17 protein-coding genes are annotated in these 16,400 nt (G+C 41.3%); 9 read left to right on the top strand and 8 right to left on the bottom strand.

Features of this window, described 5'->3' with window-relative positions; translation table 11 throughout:
* The 4 genes from A7P54_RS15570 to sdsA all read right to left on the bottom strand — a co-directional run bounded on the left by A7P54_RS15570 (position 1) and on the right by sdsA (position 5,468).
* Positions 1 to 1,251 carry an efflux RND transporter periplasmic adaptor subunit gene (locus A7P54_RS15570; RefSeq protein WP_016660187.1) on the bottom strand — a complete coding sequence of 417 codons (1,251 nt, stop codon included), beginning with the start codon at positions 1,249 to 1,251 and terminating at the stop codon, positions 1 to 3.
* A complete protein-coding gene (locus A7P54_RS15565) occupies positions 1,238 to 1,888 on the bottom strand; it encodes a phosphatase PAP2 family protein (protein ID WP_171550107.1) in 651 nt (216 codons plus the stop codon). The genes A7P54_RS15570 and A7P54_RS15565 overlap by 14 nt, the downstream gene beginning before the upstream one ends.
* 539 nt (positions 1,889 to 2,427) lie before the next feature.
* Complete coding sequence (locus A7P54_RS15560; protein WP_171550106.1) at positions 2,428 to 4,476, bottom strand: site-specific recombinase; 2,049 nt, start codon at positions 4,474 to 4,476, stop codon at positions 2,428 to 2,430.
* A gap of 14 nt (positions 4,477 to 4,490) precedes the next feature.
* On the bottom strand, positions 4,491 to 5,468 hold the full coding sequence (gene sdsA, locus A7P54_RS15555; RefSeq protein ID WP_004803115.1) for an All-trans-nonaprenyl-diphosphate synthase: 978 nt from the start codon (positions 5,466 to 5,468) through the stop codon (positions 4,491 to 4,493).
* A 451-nt stretch (positions 5,469 to 5,919) separates the two neighbouring features.
* On the opposite strand from sdsA, the gene rplU reads away from it, so the two are divergent.
* Together rplU and rpmA are read left to right on the top strand one after the other, a co-directional pair.
* Positions 5,920 to 6,231, top strand: coding sequence for a 50S ribosomal protein L21 (gene rplU / locus A7P54_RS15550; protein WP_004652230.1), 312 nt, complete (start codon positions 5,920 to 5,922; stop codon positions 6,229 to 6,231).
* Between the two features lie 18 nt (positions 6,232 to 6,249).
* Positions 6,250 to 6,504 (top strand): 50S ribosomal protein L27, encoded by a 255-nt coding sequence (rpmA, locus tag A7P54_RS15545; RefSeq protein ID WP_004640422.1) that lies wholly within the window; start codon positions 6,250 to 6,252, stop codon positions 6,502 to 6,504.
* 67 nt (positions 6,505 to 6,571) lie between these two features.
* Here the strand turns inward: rpmA and A7P54_RS15540 are convergent, their stop codons facing one another.
* A complete protein-coding gene (locus tag A7P54_RS15540; protein WP_171550105.1) occupies positions 6,572 to 7,441 on the bottom strand; it encodes a pirin family protein in 870 nt (289 codons plus the stop codon).
* A gap of 289 nt (positions 7,442 to 7,730) precedes the next feature.
* On the opposite strand from A7P54_RS15540, the gene lolA reads away from it, so the two are divergent.
* The 6 genes from lolA to A7P54_RS15510 all read left to right on the top strand — a co-directional run bounded on the left by lolA (position 7,731) and on the right by A7P54_RS15510 (position 13,371).
* On the top strand, positions 7,731 to 8,429 hold the full coding sequence (lolA, locus tag A7P54_RS15535; RefSeq protein ID WP_171550104.1) for an outer membrane lipoprotein chaperone LolA: 699 nt from the start codon (positions 7,731 to 7,733) through the stop codon (positions 8,427 to 8,429).
* Positions 8,430 to 8,551: 122 nt separating this feature from the next.
* Positions 8,552 to 9,316: an RsiV family protein gene (locus tag A7P54_RS15530; RefSeq protein WP_171550103.1), complete on the top strand. Its 765-nt coding sequence runs from the start codon at positions 8,552 to 8,554 to the stop codon at positions 9,314 to 9,316.
* Between the two features lie 117 nt (positions 9,317 to 9,433).
* Positions 9,434 to 10,705, top strand: coding sequence for a serine--tRNA ligase (gene serS, locus A7P54_RS15525; RefSeq protein ID WP_005205904.1), 1,272 nt, complete (start codon positions 9,434 to 9,436; stop codon positions 10,703 to 10,705).
* 67 nt (positions 10,706 to 10,772) lie between these two features.
* Positions 10,773 to 12,149, top strand: a complete 1,377-nt coding sequence (gene cysG, locus A7P54_RS15520; protein WP_171550102.1) for a siroheme synthase CysG — start codon at positions 10,773 to 10,775, stop codon at positions 12,147 to 12,149.
* A 4-nt stretch (positions 12,150 to 12,153) separates the two neighbouring features.
* Complete coding sequence (locus tag A7P54_RS15515) at positions 12,154 to 12,858, top strand: hypothetical protein (protein WP_171550101.1); 705 nt, start codon at positions 12,154 to 12,156, stop codon at positions 12,856 to 12,858.
* A gap of 42 nt (positions 12,859 to 12,900) precedes the next feature.
* A complete protein-coding gene (locus A7P54_RS15510; protein ID WP_004803126.1) occupies positions 12,901 to 13,371 on the top strand; it encodes a tRNA (cytidine(34)-2'-O)-methyltransferase in 471 nt (156 codons plus the stop codon).
* A gap of 11 nt (positions 13,372 to 13,382) precedes the next feature.
* On the opposite strand, the gene A7P54_RS15505 is transcribed toward A7P54_RS15510, so the two are convergent.
* Positions 13,383 to 13,763 carry a VOC family protein gene (locus tag A7P54_RS15505; protein ID WP_171550100.1) on the bottom strand — a complete coding sequence of 127 codons (381 nt, stop codon included), beginning with the start codon at positions 13,761 to 13,763 and terminating at the stop codon, positions 13,383 to 13,385.
* Between the two features lie 24 nt (positions 13,764 to 13,787).
* Positions 13,788 to 14,162, bottom strand: coding sequence for a helix-turn-helix domain-containing protein (locus A7P54_RS15500; protein ID WP_005150311.1), 375 nt, complete (start codon positions 14,160 to 14,162; stop codon positions 13,788 to 13,790).
* Between the two features lie 111 nt (positions 14,163 to 14,273).
* Here A7P54_RS15500 and A7P54_RS15495 point away from each other — a divergent pair, with 111 nt between their 5' ends.
* Positions 14,274 to 14,834: a flavodoxin family protein gene (locus tag A7P54_RS15495; protein WP_171550294.1), complete on the top strand. Its 561-nt coding sequence runs from the start codon at positions 14,274 to 14,276 to the stop codon at positions 14,832 to 14,834.
* 54 nt (positions 14,835 to 14,888) lie between these two features.
* On the opposite strand, the gene A7P54_RS15490 is transcribed toward A7P54_RS15495, so the two are convergent.
* Entirely contained in the window at positions 14,889 to 16,283 is a 1,395-nt protein-coding gene (locus tag A7P54_RS15490; protein ID WP_016541349.1) for an APC family permease, read from the bottom strand.
* Positions 16,284 to 16,400 lie beyond the last annotated feature (117 nt).

Genomic DNA, 16,400 nt, shown 5'->3' with positions numbered 1-16,400 from the left:
TTAAGCTTCTGAAGTTGCTTTTTGTTCAGCTTTTGGTGAATTGGCTTGTTTTTGTTCAGCAGCTTTTGGTGCTGCATTTTGAGCTTCAGCTGCTTTAGGTTGATAAGGTTTAGCAGACACTTCTTGTCCTTCTTTCACCTTGGCAACACCATCAACAACAACCTTATCACCAGCCTGTAAGCCTTCAGTTACAATCCAGTCCTGACCTTTTACACCCACTGTTTTAATTGGGCGTGTTTCAATTGCACCTTTGGCATTTACCACCAATGCAATTGCTTGGCCTGTTGGTAAACGAGATACAGCTGCTTGAGGAATCAGGTATGCATTTGGTAAAACACCTTGCGAGATTTTAGCCGTTGCATACATACCTGGTAATAACAGGTGGTTTGGATTTGAGAACACTGCACGTAAAGTCACAGTACCAGTATCTGGGTTCACACTTGCATCAGAGAACGCAAGCTGCCCTTCGACAGGGTATTCAGAACCATCTTCCAGTGTGATTTTGACACGGGTATTGTTACTGTTATTTAAGCTGCCTTTGCTGAGTTGTTGGCGTAAACGCAATAATTCAGCACTTGATTGGTTGATATCAACATAGATTGGATCAAGTTGTTGAATCGTGACCAATGGATCAGCTTGGTTTGCCGTCACTAAGGCACCTGGTGTCACCGAAGAACGGCTCGACTGACCAGAGATTGGTGCGCGAACAGTTGAGTAACCCAAGGTAATTTCAGCATTCTTTAATGCAGCTTCAGACGCAGCGACATCCGCTTCAGCCAATTTTACTTGCGCATTGATATCGTCATACTCTTGTTTAGAAACAGCATTTGTTCCAACCAATTGACGATAACGACCTTCTTTCACACGCAATGCATTTAAGTTTGCTTGTTGACGCAATAACGTTGCACGAGCATTGTCTGCTGTTGCACGGTTGGTATTTGCATCAATTTGATAAAGTGCTTGACCTGCTTGAACGTAGCTACCTTCAGCAAATAAACGTTTTAGAATCACGCCACCTGTTTGTGGGCGTACTTCAGAAACTTGATATGCAGAGGTTCGTCCTGACAGTTCGACGTTTTGTTCAACGCTTTGTGGTTGTGCAACAATGACACCAACTTCTGGAGGTGGCATTTTTTGAGCAGCAGCAGCTTGCTGTGCATCTTTAGGATCTTTGCTACAACCAACAAGCGCAATGCTTGTTGCTAATGCGCAAGCAGTTAGGGCAGGGGCCCAAAGCTTAGCCGACATCATTATTCCACCTCAATTTAGATTTTTTATCTAAAAACAAATTGTTGCTGAAAGTGCTTTGATACAGCCCAAACCAAAGCAACGAAGTCCAAATCAACCCAATTCCCCAACCGGCAAGGACGTCAGTTGGGTAGTGAACCCCCGCATAAACTCTAGATATCCCCATGAATATAAACCATAAAGTAGATACTAAAATGACACTGGTGCGATATTTGTGTTGTTGACACAACAACATGGCTAAACTCGCAAGGGTTGCAGCATAAAGGCTATGGGCACTTGGGAAGGATGCACCATAACTTTGAACCAAGTGATAAAACTCCATTGGTCTTGGCCGATCAATGCTCCATTTCAGAAGCCAACCAATCACAATGCTGCCAATCACACTTAAAGCGATAAACGTCACATTCTTATAATTTTTAATCCAAGTTTGGTAAAGACACAAAAATGTAGTTAAAAATAGTAAAAAGGGCATTCCGCCAAGCCGAGAGAACAGAACTGTCACATGATTAAGCGTAAATGAACGGTGCTCAAAAAAAGCTTGAACACTAAAAAGGTCTAAAGTTGATGTGTTGGAAAGGGTTAGTCCAATCACACCGAATCCTAAAAAAAAGCAACCAATACAAAGCAATAGGTACGGCATGCGCTACTCATTATTTGCTTAACCATTATTCAGGGTTGTTGAGTGTTTGAAAGTGTACTCGTGAGTACACTTTTGGTCAAGTCTTGAAATTTTATGATAATTTCATTTTTGTGTTTTTTTAAGGTCTAGTAAAAAAACATAACAAAATTTGATGTATATCTCATTTTCAATTGATGTCAGTATTTATTGAAAGAAGCTGTTTTTAACGTATTCGATTTATCATGAAAACCACAATATCTGTCATATAACATGATTCGACGAAAGTGAAATAACAAACCACTTATTCAAAATACATCATAAAATTCTTACATAGTTAGTGATGTAGAAGCATTTTTTTGATCTCTATCATTCAAATTGAGATACGGACTCACGTCATCGTATCTCCTTCGGGTAAAAAGGGGATACCATGGCTGAGAAGTGATCTATTGAACAATAGACGTTGGGAATACCAACCCATTTGAACTATTTTTGGTGGTTTGATTATACGTAAAAATAGTTCAAATGTTAGACTTGTACTTCGCTGTTTTTTCTGTACAAAGTTAGTGATGTGAAGATACGTTTTTCGTTTGCTCTTCAACTTCTACGGGTTGTTTAGGTGGCCAGAAAAAATCACTTGGTCGAGTTAAGAAATGCGTTGTCACTAACTTAGCTAAAGGCTTCCATTGTGCAAAACGAACACGACGTGCGCGTAGAGCAACAATAATCGTCAAGGTAAAGCTGACAAATAAGTTGGTTAAGCCGATCAGCATCACACCTAAGAACGATACTAAAATTAAACCAATGTCAGGACCACCAATGGTCATTAAACCTTGGATAAAGTTGGCAGAAGCAAAGGCAATATGACGAATATCTAAAGGCAAGCCTAAGATAAATCCAATCGTTCCCATACTACCCAGCATGATCCCGAACAAGAAGTTACCCGCCAATGCGCCAAGATTGGTTTCAATATAGTTGGCAAATTTATCCAACCGTTGTTGCCCCATCCAGCGTTTTAAACGTCGATGCTGCTTTAAGCGTGGACCGACTTTACGGTAAACCGCCAAGTTATCGAAATATCCTGCGATTAGGCCTGAGAAAAATAAACAAACACCTGCAATTGCAGCATGTGGAACCGCCAATGAGGTAAAGGGGTTGAGACTATGTAGCAATGCGGCTGATTTGGCATGATTAAGCAGCGGTTCACCGAGATTGTATTGCCATAAAAAGGTAATCAGTGCTGCGGTTGGAATTGCAATCGAGATATTGCCTAGAATCGCAATGAACTGGGTTCGGATAATATTAATAATCAATGCGGCCAGTTCGGCAATTTGTGCGGTCTTGCTGCCTTTTTGCTGCTGTACGGTTGACGCCAATGCTGCTGCAGTCATCGCTGGCTGTTTAGTCGCCACGGTAAAATGCAAAACATGGATTAGCATAAAACCAAGCGCATAGTTCATACTATATAAAAAGGCATGACCAAACGGTGCAAGTACCAAGCGTGCAGTTAAAATTTTCAGCGTTGCCATGGTGGCAATGATTGCACCTGCACCCGCAGCTGCCTTGTACATACCAAAGAAGCCAGCTTTGTCGGTACTTACATAATGTTCGCCTGTTTTACTGGCGTTTTCAGTCACCTGTAAGGCAATCAATTCACTGGTTGAGGTTAATAAGTGACGAACACTTTTTTCATTGTAATGTGCTTTGGTCAAATCGACGATCAGCTCACCCAATGCGGTATAACGTGCATCATTTTTACTGGCTAATAAGGTCAGCAGCAATTCAATCCGATCAATCGCCTGTTCTAATAGTGACAATAAATAGGTCAGGCTGATACTAACCCCAATCCGTTTGGTGGCACGGCGAATTTTCAAGACCACTTCACGACACTGATCCAGCATCACAAAGGCTTGTGAAGCGTCTGGTGGTGGTAAAACAACAACCGCGTCTTGATCATCAATCTGCTTTTTATATTTCTCGATGAATTCTACGATTTCTCGGTTTTGAACTAGAAAAGGCGATTCATATTCGGTAATTTCGGGTTGCGCATTAATAAATTCAGGATATAAACCGATACCACTAATTCGATAGGACAATACCGTAATCGCTTTAATCAGCTCATTTTTTGAAACTTGCTTTTCTTTGGTATTGCTTTGGCTTTCACCTAATAGGTTGAATAGCGTAATCCAGTCCTGATTCTCAATCAGATCGAGCCATTCACTGTCATTTTCCTGATTGAACACTTTTCCAATCAAGGTTTTCAGTTGTTGACCGTCTTCGACCAAAGGGAGGAAGTGTGCGCCTAGGCGCTGTCCCAACTGATTCCAGAAACCATCCAGCGATAAAATGCCGCTGTCAGCATATAAGCTTAACTGTTTATATTGGCTAATGAGCTTAAGTAAGAAATTTTGCAGCAGGATTGCAGAGGTTGGCGTCAGTAATAATATTTTGATCAGCGCATGAATACGTTGTTTGACCTCATCCGCATCATTTGAATTTTTGGGACGGATCCGATTGACCAGTTCAATCAGCAGTTGTTCGTCAAGAACAGCTTGAGGTTGGTCAAGCTGTTCCTGCATTTTTAGAAAAAGATCAGATAAGGTTAAATGCATAGGCGGTCAGAAAATTATTGTAGTCGATGTAAAGCCATTAAGGTCAAATTGATCAGTGCTTGGCGATATTCATTATCTGGCAGCGCTTTTAACGCTTCTAAAGCGGCATCCGTTTCCTGTTGGGCACGTTTTTGACAGTAATCTAGGCCACCCGAGTGATGAACAATTTCAATCACTTTATCTAAATGCTCAACACCACCCGTTGCAATACTGCGACGAATGATCTCGTGATCCTCGCCAGTTGAATGAGCTAATGCCGAAATTAACGGTAAAGTTGGTTTTCCTTCCATTAAATCATCACCAATATTTTTACCTAATGTTTCAGCATCAGAGGTGTAATCTAAAATATCGTCGATAATCTGAAAGGCATTACCAAAATGACCTGCGAAGCGACGTAAAGGTTCACGGTATTCTTCTGCTCCCGCCAGAATAGCTGCACCTTCAGTGGCAAGTTCGAATAAACGAGAGGTTTTACCGTGGATAATTCTTAAATAGGTTTCTTCTGTGGTTTCTGGTTGGTGCTGCGATTGCAGTTGCAGTACTTCACCTTCTGCAATTTCACAGGTGCCTGTCGAGAAATCTTTTAATAAGGTCATATTGTTTAAGTCGACCAATAAATCAAAAGCGCGTGAGATTAGAAAGTCACCGACTAAAACTGCTGTTTGATTATTCCAAGTGGCATTTGCTGTTGGACGACCACGGCGCAAGTTCGATTCATCTACCACGTCATCATGAACCAAAGTTGCGGTGTGCAGCATTTCAATCACCGCAGCCAAATGCTGTGCCTGTTGCATATTGGCGAGTCCACAAGCACGCGCTGCCAATAAGCACATAATCGGGCGCATGCGTTTGCCGCCTGCTTCTACCACGTGTTTACTGACACTCATGACAAGGCCCACTTTTGAGCTAATTCCTTCATTAATCAGGCGATCCATCGCAGCAAAATCTGTCGCAACAGGGGAGAGAATGTCTTGCTTAAAATCGATAACCATATGAAGAAAAACCTCGTATAGGTGGGTAGTGTTGCCAAGTGTATCAATTAATCTGTGACTAAACAGTTATACAGACTGCGTAATCTGTCATTTAAAACACGATGATGAGCTCTTTGGTCTTAAATTAGACAGAAAAAAGGGAAGTTCCCCACCAAGCGCCATTACTTTACTTATGGCACTGTAAAAACACAGTTTGTTATTGTCACAATTTGTTTTCAAAAATGTATTTCAAATTTTGATCAGAATCAATCAAAACAGTTCGCCATCAATCTAATTGATTTTGCTTAAAAATCCAAGCAAGTTATCGATATACATGTGTTTATGTAAAATCACTTGTCGTTTGATCAATTTTCACTTAAAATTTGTCCCCTTGTATAACCCCAGTGGCGTTCGTCTTAAGATCGGTATATCCCTTTATCGGCACGACGACACGGGCAAGTTGGAGTACATTATGTACGCAGTAATCCAAAGCGGTGGTAAACAGCACCGTGTTGTTGAGGGTGAAACCCTTAAAGTAGAATTATTGAAAGCTGAAACTGGCGCGACTATTACGTTTGATGACGTATTAATGGTTGTTAACGGTGACAACATTCAAATCGGTGCTCCAGTTGTTGCTGGCGCAAAAGTAACTGCAGAAGTAGTTGGCCATGGTCGTCACGACAAAATCCGCATCATCAAAATGCGTCGTCGTAAACACTACCGTAAGCAACAAGGTCACCGTCAATGGTTTACCGAGTTGAAAATTACTGGTATCGCAGGCTAACACGAGGAGTAAATAGACATGGCAACTAAAAAAGCCGGTGGATCGACGAAGAACGGTCGTGATTCGAATCCTAAGATGTTAGGTGTTAAAGTTTACGGTGGTCAAACTGTAACTGCTGGTAACATCATCGTTCGTCAACGTGGTACTGAGTTCCACGCTGGTGCAAATGTTGGTATGGGCCGTGACCATACTTTATTTGCTACTGCTGACGGCGTAGTAAAGTTTGAAGTGAAAGGTCAATTTGGCCGTCGCTATGTAACTGTTGAAGCTTAAGTTTTAATAGTTCGAGAAAACCCGCTTTGAGCGGGTTTTTTTATGTATATCAATTTTGAATTGTAGTTTAGTCTGAAGTTGTTCCAAAGTTTCCTGTTTTTAAGTCCTCGTAGGCCTGTAAGATTTCCTCATAACTGTTCATCACAAAAAAGCCATGCCCGTTGATTGGTTCTTGTAAGGGAGGTGCGGATAAAAATAGCAGATCACAATCCTCTAAGGCAATGATCACAACATCCGTATCAAAGCTCGACATCACCGCTAAGGCCTGTTCTTCTAAACGATCCTCATGCGTTGCGAACTGAAGCTTGCCTTTACGTAGGTAAATTAAAGTCGTGTCGCCATGATTGGCAGGCAGAGTGAGTTGCTGTCCTTTATTTAGGTGTACATCAAAGACATTCATCGGGCTAAAGGTTTCGGCGATCCCCTGAATATTCTGAAATTGTCCCGCCACGATACGGACATAGCCTGCATTATTTTCGAGAATGACTTTTGGGATATTGTGATTCAGCAAGCTTTGATAATGTGGCGCAGACATTTTATCTTTGGCGGGTAGATTGACCCACAATTGAACCATTTCAAAGAGTCCGCCTTGTTCACGAAATTCAGGACTGAAATGTTCAATATGTTGTATACCCGATGCGGCAGTCATCCATTGCACATCGCCTTGCGCAATGATGCCGCCTTGACCCGTAGAATCTTGGTGTTGTAATTCACCAGCAAAAACAAAGGTCACGGTTTCAAAGCCACGGTGTGGATGTTCATTGACACCTTTCTTCGTGCTTTTGGGCGACAAGCGTCCTGGCCCTAGATGATCTAATAATAAAAAGGGCGAGGTGGTATTCCCCAGTTCCTGATAAGAAAAGACGGAAAGGGCCGGATAAAAATCGCCAATCGCAAATCGTGTGTCATTCCTGTGAATAAAGGCGAGACTTTTCATGGACGGTGCTTGTTAAAATTATTGGTTTTAGGTTATCAAACTCTTATTTTTCGTCTAGAGCATTGTTGATGAATAATTTCTCTGATCTGGCATTGAAATCCTTAGTTGGTGAATGGTCAAAAAGTTGAATTTCATCCTTACAATCTCTACATAAAGGCTGCAACTTCATACATAATGCAGAACTTTGCGACACGAATTACACAAAACCGTTGCTTTTCTTCATTTTTTTAATGATCAAAAACAGTAAGATGTCGTCATACCAGTAGAAATCTGATAGAAGGTTGTTTTTATGAATTTCGTAAAAAAAATGGCTTATGCTGCAACGTTAAGTGCAATGACACTTGCTCCTGTTGTGAGTAGTCAGGTATTCGCTGCACCTGTTGCTGCATCGGCTCAGCAAGCGACCACAAGTTTGGTTCAACAGCTATCTGGCTTGCAACGATTCACCGCAGATTTTGAACAAACCACAAAAGTGGCAACCAGTAATAAAGCAATACAAAAAAAAGGTTTAACTGCTCAACATATGAATCAAACCTTTAAAGGAACCATGAAAGTTGAGCGTCCGGGGAAATTTTATTGGGAAACCACCAGTCCAGCCAAACAAACCATTGTGACCACGGGTCAAGTGGTGTGGATTTATGATCCAGACTTGCAGCAAGCCGTGCGTCAAAGCTTAGATGATCAAATTGCCAATACTCCAGCATTATTGTTATCGGGGAATACCAATCAGATCATGCAGTCTTATCGTGTGACTCAACCAGACCGTACCAAACTGTATTACACCTTGTATCCGAAACAGGAAGATGGAGCATTCCAAAGCTTGACCATTAGTTTTGGTGGCAATAAGGCACCGAATTTGATGGTATTACAAGACTCTTTGGGTCAAACCACTTATGTTCGTTTCAATAATATTAAAGTGAATCAGGCGATCCCAGCCTCAGTGTTTAATTTTACGCCACCTAAAGGCACCGATATTATTGATCAGTAATTCTCTGTTCCACTTAAAAAGCCGCACATGTTGCGGCTTTTTTGATATGAAGTTTGGATACATTTCTTAATTTTATATTTCTACAAGGCTTTGTATAGTGAAGAAAAACATCAGAGACTTGCATGACGATGAATACTTCACAATTATCAAAAATTATTCCACTTCTTCCCATTCTGACGGTTGTTGCACTTGTAGGTTGCCAACCTAAAAAAGATACTGCAGCGGCAACTGAAAAAGTCGATATTCCATTGATTCATGCAAAAGTGGTGGCGGTTAAAATTCCAAAGCAGAAAGTCTGTTTGGAGGATGGTTGTACCACTTATGATTTACAAACAGTTGAAACCAATCAGAAATGGATTGATGAGTATTTCGTGAATCGGATGAAAAAAGCGGAGCCGAATGCATTTTCGAATATTGCCGATCAAAAAGTAAAAGTCCCTGCGGACGAACCATCGCAAAGTGAAAGCAGTACTTATGTACGCTTTATTGGGCAAAATTATAATTTAGCGACTTTTGCGATTCAGAGTTATTCTTACTCTGCAGGTGCAGCACATGGCATGTCACATCAAGAGTTTGTGAATTTTGATTTGACTAATAAAAAACATATCACAGTCAGTGAATTGCTTAAACCTGATATGAATACCAAACTACGTGATGAGCTTTATGCATCCAATCAAAACTGGTTGGAAGACCACAGCATTAAAAAAGAACAATTACAGGTCAGTGATAACTATTACTATGGGGTAAATGGCATTGTCTTTGTTTATCCACTGTATGAATTGGCATCTTATGCAGAAGGTATGAGTGAGTTGACCTTGCCATACTACGCAGCCAAGCAGTTTGTAAAAGCAGAATACTTACCAAGCTTACCTAAAGATCCTAATTAGTGCATGTCAGCACCTACATCTTAGCTGTAGGTGCTGAGACTTTAATTGTCAATCGCTGTATTTTTTTAGGTTAAAGCCTTACACTATAGCCAGTTTTTTCTCTATTCATGATTGATTATGATCGACCCAAAATTACTCAGAAATAATATTGAAGCAGTCAATGCTGCTTTGGCAAAACGTGGTATTCAGCTAAATGTACAAGAGTGGGCTGATTTAGAAGCTCGCCGTAAAGATTTGCAATCCAAAGCTGAAAACTTACAAGCAGAGCGTAATGCTGGTGCTAAGCAAGTCGGTCAAATCAAAAAGTCGGGTGGAGATGCTTCTGAGATCATGGCACGCATGGCGGCCATTGGTGATGAAATCAAAGCTGCAGAAGTGGCTTTGGCTGAATTACAAGCTGAGCTTGAGCAAAAGTCTCTCGCAATTCCAAATTTGCCAGATGAATCTGTTCCCTTTGGTAAAGATGAAAGCGATAACCTTGAAATCTTAAAGTGGGGTACACCACGCCAGTTTGATTTCGAGATCAAAGACCATACCGATCTTGGTGAAATGATGGGTGGTCTGGAGTTTGAAACAGCAACCAAATTAACAGGTTCACGTTTCAGCGTATTGAAAGGACCTTTGGCGCGTTTACAACGTGCTTTAGCTCAGTTCATGCTCGATACACACACGCTTAAAAATGGCTATACCGAAGCTTATGTACCATATTTAGTCAATGCAGACAGCTTACGTGGTACAGGTCAATTGCCTAAGTTTGAAGAAGACTTATTCAAGCTACAAGGTGAAAAAGAGTATTACCTGATTCCAACGGCTGAAGTGCCAGTAACCAACTTCGTTCGTGACGAAATTATTGATGCGGATCGTTTACCACTGAAATATTCTGCACATACCCCATGTTTCCGTAGTGAAGCTGGTTCTTATGGTCGTGATACCCGTGGTTTGATTCGTCAACATCAATTCGACAAAGTCGAAATGGTACAAATCGTAAAACCAGAGCACTCTATGCAGGCACTTGAAGAATTGACTGCACACGCAGAGGGCATTTTGCAGGCATTGGGCTTACCGTACCGTAAGATTTTGCTCTGTGGTGGTGACATGGGTTTTGGTGCTGTCAAAACTTATGACCTAGAAGTATGGGTACCAAGCCAAGATACTTATCGTGAAATCTCAAGCTGCTCAAATGTGGGCGATTTCCAAGCACGCCGTATGAAAGCGCGCTACCGTGTTGATCAGAAGAAGATCGAATTGGTGCATACTTTGAATGGTTCAGGTTTGGCGGTTGGTCGTACCTTGCTTGCGGTGATGGAAAACTATCAACGCGCTGATGGTTCAATCGAGATTCCAGAAGTTTTACGTCCATATATGGGCGGTGTTAGCTACATCGACTAAACTTTGCATCGATTTTGTGCATAGTTTTTGCTTTAGCTCAATCAGATTGAAAATATAGAGGCGTGACGTGGAAATTTTCCCAATCTCTTTAAAGTTGCAGCAGCAACGTTGTCTGATTGTGGGTGGTGGGCATATTGCCTACCGCAAAGCAAACCTGCTCGTCAAAGCTGGTGCAATTGTTGATGTGATTGCACCAGAGATCCTTCCTGAATTAGGCCAACTGGTTGAACAATCGGCAGGGCAATATATTCAAGCCTCTTTTTCGGAAACTGTTCTGGCAACAGCTTATCGCTTGGTGATTGCTGCGACAGACCAGCCTGACGTCAATAAAAGCGTATTTGAACAGTGTGAACAGCGTAACCTGCTGGTCAATAGTGTCGATGATATTCCACATTGCCGTTTTATGGTGCCTGCGATTATTGATCGTTCACCGTTGGTGATTTCAGTGGCTTCCAATGGTGCATCACCCGTTTTATCCAGACAGTTGCGTACTCAGATCGAAACCATCGTGCCACATGGCATGGGCAAATTGGCTGAGTTTTCGGGGCAATGGCGTAAGCAAGTGAAAGCCAAAATTGCCAATCCAGATGAACGTCGTATCTTCTGGGAAAACTTGTACGCCAGTCCGCTGAAAGAACAGGTTTTCAATGACAATATTGATGTGGCCAATAATTTGATTGAGCAGGCTTTAACAGAATGGACTGCACCGAAAGGTGAGGTGTATTTGGTCGGGGCAGGGCCAGGTGATCCAGAACTGCTGACTTTAAAAGCTTTGCGTTTGATGCAGCAAGCTGATGTGGTGATTTATGACCGCTTGGTGTCTGCGCCCATTCTAGATTTGTGCCGCCGTGATGCTGAAAAGATTTATGTCGGTAAAGCCCGTTCTAATCATTCGGTTCCACAAGATGGCATCAATGCCTTATTGGTGGAATATGCACAGCAAGGTAAACGTGTTTGTCGTTTAAAAGGTGGCGATCCCTTTATCTTTGGACGTGGTGGAGAGGAAATTCAGGAATTGGTGGAGGCTAATGTGACCTTCCAAGTTGTTCCGGGTATTACCGCAGCTTCAGGTTGTTCTGCCTATGCAGGTATTCCACTGACGCATCGTGATTATGCGCAAAGTGTACGTTTCCTGACAGGTCATTTAAAAGAAGGCTCACCTGAGTTACCTTGGAATGAACTGGTTTATGAAAACCAGACTTTGGTGTTATACATGGGCTTGGTCGGTTTAGAACGTATTTGTGAGCAATTGATTGCACATGGTCAGCGTCCAAACATGCCTGTGGCCTTAATTTCTAAGGGTACCACCCCTGATCAGAAAGTGGTGGTGGGTACATTGGCAGATATCGCGACCAAAGTATCTGAACATCAGATCGTAGCACCGACTTTAACCATCATTGGTGAAGTGGTCAGTCTACGTGAACAGTTAAAATGGTCTATGTAGGATCATGGCGTTCTATTTAGCTGGTTATCATCTCATTCAATTGAAATCAGCTAATCTATTTAAGGATGTGCCATCTAGAATTTTTACATGTAGTTCTTGTATAAATGATCATCTTGCTGATCGTTGGTCATATTCTTGGGTATTAAAAACGCAAGACGAAATTCAGGAAATAAAATCCAAACTTAGTTTAACGAATGAACAATTCCATTTACTTGAAAATTGGGTAAATGACTTACATCAGAAGAACTTGCTGGGTTGGACTAATGTCTTTCAGGATATTCAGACCGCAACCAAATATAAAGAAAGATTTTTTAAAGATCATGCTGATATTTATTTGCTATCTCTTTATGTAGATGGTGATTATAGGGCTGATATTTTAGAGATTTTTGCTCCAAGCTCTGAACAAGTTAGCGAAATTGGTATCTATCAGTGTTTAAAAAAAGACATTAGAGAAAATTGCAACCCAAATGAAAAGCTTTTGGGTTATGACTATATTGGCTTGGAAGTAAGTGGTGATTTTCATAGTTTTCACTGCCATGATCTTTCTAAAAATTTAGTTGAAAGATTTGATTTAACTTTAAATGAATTTGGGTTGTTTGAAGAGTCATCAAAAAGTGATCAAATTGAAGCATTTTTAAATGATGATTCGAATGGATTTGAGGCGATTCCGTGGGGTATTGCCAAAGTAAAATTGGTTAATTCTTGGTAAAATATTTAAGATTTATCTAGAAAAATTTAGTAGAGAAAATTTGTGATTCATGTCGTCCTATATGAACCTGAGATTCCAGCGAATACAGGTAATATTATTCGTTTATGTGCCAATACAGGTGCGCAGCTGCATTTAGTCAAACCTCTAGGCTTTGAGCTGGATGATAAAAAGTTGAAGCGTGCAGGTTTGGACTACCACGAATGGGCAAGAATGCAAATTTGGGACAATATCGAGCTTTGCCTTGCTGATTTAAAAGCGAAGGGTGTGGAGCATGTTTTTCCACTCACCACGAAAGGCACAGCAACACCGCATACGGTTGATCTGAACCGTCCAGTTGCCTTGTTGATGGGACCTGAAACACGTGGTTTACCTGAACAGGTACGTCTCATGTTCCCGCAAGAACAGTGGATTCGTTTGCCGATGGCAGAAAATTCAAGAAGTTTAAACCTTTCCAATGCGACGGCCGTGATTGTGTACGAAGCGTGGAGACAGCAAGGTTTTAAACAACTCTGATTTATCGTGCTTTAGATATCGCCATATGGACTTGCGACAACCAGCGTATAACCATTTGGGTCTTTAAACCAAATTTCGCGATGATGCGCGTTGGGGTTATATTTAGGGCCTTCTAAAATTTCAACTTGATGGGTTTGTAGCTTTTGTACAATCTCATCAAATTGATTGCTTTCAAACCACAATAAAACCCCATTCCCGATCACTCGTTTGGGATCACCAATATGTGGATGTTCATGCGCTTGCCATTGATGCAGTTGCAACACCATACGCTGTTCATATAGCAACTGTTCATAGTCTTTGCCGCTATGACCACTTTCTAAGCCAAGTATTGTTTGATACCACTGACTAGTTTTCTCGACATCGGCCACAGCAATTAAAGGTTGTGGGTACATATGAACCTCACCATATCGTCTCGTTTATTCTTCTTGAATTGAATCAAATCGTTGTTGAGCATAAATAACTTGTTCTATATTACTTTCAGCCCAATCTTTGAGTTGATACGCCATTTCCGCGACTTCTAAACCGAGTGCGGTGAGTGAATAATCCACTCGAATTGGTGCAGTATCTTGTACTTGCCGTTCAATAAAACCATCGCGTTCAAGCATTTTTAGTTTTTGAGACAATACTTTCGGTGAAATGCCTTGAATGCTTTTTTTGAGCAAATTGAAATGTTGGGTTTCTCGCGCAAGCACATTGATGATCATCAGTACCCATTTGTCTGCAATTTTTTCAAAAAATAACCGAGCAGGGCAATGCTGTTGATAAATATCGTATTTTAATGCCTGATTCATAGCGATAACCTTCATTTTCTTAATCGAATGTTAGTAGTTACCAGTTGGTAACTAATTGACACCTAGTTTCTAAAATATATCATTGAATCGAAGTTTTGAAAAATTTTGGATATTCTCATGACACAAATTGCAGTTGTTTATTTCTCAGGCTATGGCCATACCAAAGTGGTTGCGGAAACTTTTGCGGGTGCGATTGACGCATCTCTAATTGAAATTGATCAGAATGGTGAGATTACGGAACAGGATTGGCAAACGCTCAATAATGCGCAAGGTATTGTGTTTGGTGCACCAACCTACATGGCGGCAGCCCCTTGGCAGTTTAAGAAGTTTGCTGATGCTTCTTCAAAAATTTGGTTTACCCGTGGCTGGCAGGATAAAGTCTTTGCAGGTTTTACCAATAGTGCGAGTCTGAATGGTGATAAGCAGGTGACCTTGATTCAGTTACAGACTTTGGCTTCTCAGCATGGCGGTATTTGGGTGAGCTTGGGATTATTGCCAGCTAATACCAAAGATGCAAAACGTGAAGATGTAAATAACCTTGGTGGTTCGGTTGGTTTGTTGGTTCAGTCACCATCTGATGCGAGTATTGATGAGATTCCAACAGGGGATTTGGAAACAGCGAAGCTTTATGCACAACGTGTGAAATCGATTGTTGAAAAGCTGCACGGCTAAATTTTCAAGCTATAAAAAAGGCGCATTCAGCGCCTTTTTTATTAACTTATCAGATTAATGTCTGTCATCAAATTCATTATGCTGTGGTGCATTGTATTTGAAGCCTTTAGTCTTATAAGCAAGATAACCGACACCGATTACTGCCCAAGCCAGACCAATCTGTAAAGCCAATTTATCAATTTCCAACCACATCATAAACACGCTGGCGAAACCTAGCGTAGGAATGATGATGTAACTGATAATGTCTTTTGGTGTCTTGTTCTTGCCATCTCGTAACGCGTAGCGAGAAATCACCGAGAAGTTAACAAAGCTAAATGCGGTTAAAGCACCGAAGCTAATCAAGTTCACGATATGCTCAAGATCAAGGAAACCAGCAGACAACGCAACAACACCTACAATCAAGATGTTGTAAGTTGGGGTATGCAAGCGTGGGCTAATATGACCGAATAACTTTTTATTGATCACGCCATCACGACCCATCACATACATTAAACGCGATACACCTGCATGTGCCGAAATACCTGATGCCATGACTGCTACGACTGCAAAGTATAAAACCATGGTTTTAAATGCAAGGCTACCAATGGCTGCAACCATGACCGGTTGAGATTCATCCAGTGGGTTGAAGTAGGTATTCGGATTACTTGGGAAGTAAAGCTGAATAAAGTAGGTGCTGACAATGAAGATGATACCTGCAAGCAATGCTGTGGTGAAAATTGCACGTGGCAAAGTCTTTTCAGCATCTTTGGTTTCTTCTGCAAGTGAAGAAAGCGCATCAAAACCGGTAAATGAGAAGCAGAGAACAGTTGCACCAGCAATTAAAGCCCCGACAGAGGTCATTTCATTCCAGAATGGCGCAAGTGACCATAATTCAGCTTTGTCTGGATTCAGTGTGCCGTCGGCATAGACCCCTTGTGTGAGCAGGATATAGACCTGATACACAAAGTAGAAAATGACACCGAGCTGGATCACCACAATGGTACTGTTAAAACGCGCAACAAAACGTGCACCAAACAAGTTGATCACAGTCATGAGTACGGTTAAACCAATCACCCAAATCCAGTTGTTTACTTCTGGGAAGAGTGCTCTCAAATAAATATCAGCAAGAATGATATTCACCAGAGGAGAGAGCAAATAATCTAACCATGAAGACCAACCCACCATAAAACCAACATTAGGGTGAATCGACTTTTGGGCATAGGTATATGCAGAACCAGAAGACGGATAACGACGAATCATGTGACCATAACTGATCGACGTTAAAAGAATTGCAACTAAGGCAAATATGTAGGAAGTCGGTACATGACCACCACTTCTTTCAGATACTAAACCAAACGTATCAAATAAAGTTAATGGTTGAATATAAGCCAAGCCAATAATGATGATGTGCCAAAGCACAAGATTCTTTTGAAGCTTCGCTGTTGGTTGAGTCCCAGATAAATTTGTCAACGGCGTTATCCTCATAATCGTTGATCAAAGATCAGCCATAGTGTTAAGGATCATTTGAGACAAAAACGATCCCCCGTACAAAAAACGAAAGTGCGCCAATCTATCCTAAAACACTAT

Origin of the sequence: Acinetobacter sp. Ac_3412 (assembly GCF_013072675.1) — a bacterium.
GTDB lineage: Bacteria > Pseudomonadota > Gammaproteobacteria > Pseudomonadales > Moraxellaceae > Acinetobacter > Acinetobacter higginsii.
Note: the sequence above shows the minus strand (reverse complement) of the source record. Positions and strands in the feature narration are given on the sequence as shown.

Excerpts from the sequence above, each read along its gene's own strand:
- A7P54_RS15570 (WP_016660187.1), bottom strand. The coding sequence starts at position 1,251 with ATGATGTCGGCTAAGCTTTGGGCCCCTGCCCTAACTGCTTGCGCATTA.
- A7P54_RS15565 (WP_171550107.1), bottom strand. The coding sequence starts at position 1,888 with ATGCCGTACCTATTGCTTTGTATTGGTTGCTTTTTTTTAGGATTCGGT.
- A7P54_RS15560 (WP_171550106.1), bottom strand. The coding sequence starts at position 4,476 with ATGCATTTAACCTTATCTGATCTTTTTCTAAAAATGCAGGAACAGCTT.
- sdsA (WP_004803115.1), bottom strand. The coding sequence starts at position 5,468 with ATGGTTATCGATTTTAAGCAAGACATTCTCTCCCCTGTTGCGACAGAT.
- rplU (WP_004652230.1), top strand. The coding sequence starts at position 5,920 with ATGTACGCAGTAATCCAAAGCGGTGGTAAACAGCACCGTGTTGTTGAG.
- rpmA (WP_004640422.1), top strand. The coding sequence starts at position 6,250 with ATGGCAACTAAAAAAGCCGGTGGATCGACGAAGAACGGTCGTGATTCG.
- A7P54_RS15540 (WP_171550105.1), bottom strand. The coding sequence starts at position 7,441 with ATGAAAAGTCTCGCCTTTATTCACAGGAATGACACACGATTTGCGATT.
- lolA (WP_171550104.1), top strand. The coding sequence starts at position 7,731 with ATGAATTTCGTAAAAAAAATGGCTTATGCTGCAACGTTAAGTGCAATG.
- A7P54_RS15530 (WP_171550103.1), top strand. The coding sequence starts at position 8,552 with ATGACGATGAATACTTCACAATTATCAAAAATTATTCCACTTCTTCCC.
- serS (WP_005205904.1), top strand. The coding sequence starts at position 9,434 with ATGATCGACCCAAAATTACTCAGAAATAATATTGAAGCAGTCAATGCT.
- A7P54_RS15515 (WP_171550101.1), top strand. The coding sequence starts at position 12,154 with ATGGCGTTCTATTTAGCTGGTTATCATCTCATTCAATTGAAATCAGCT.
- A7P54_RS15505 (WP_171550100.1), bottom strand. The coding sequence starts at position 13,763 with ATGTACCCACAACCTTTAATTGCTGTGGCCGATGTCGAGAAAACTAGT.
- A7P54_RS15500 (WP_005150311.1), bottom strand. The coding sequence starts at position 14,162 with ATGAATCAGGCATTAAAATACGATATTTATCAACAGCATTGCCCTGCT.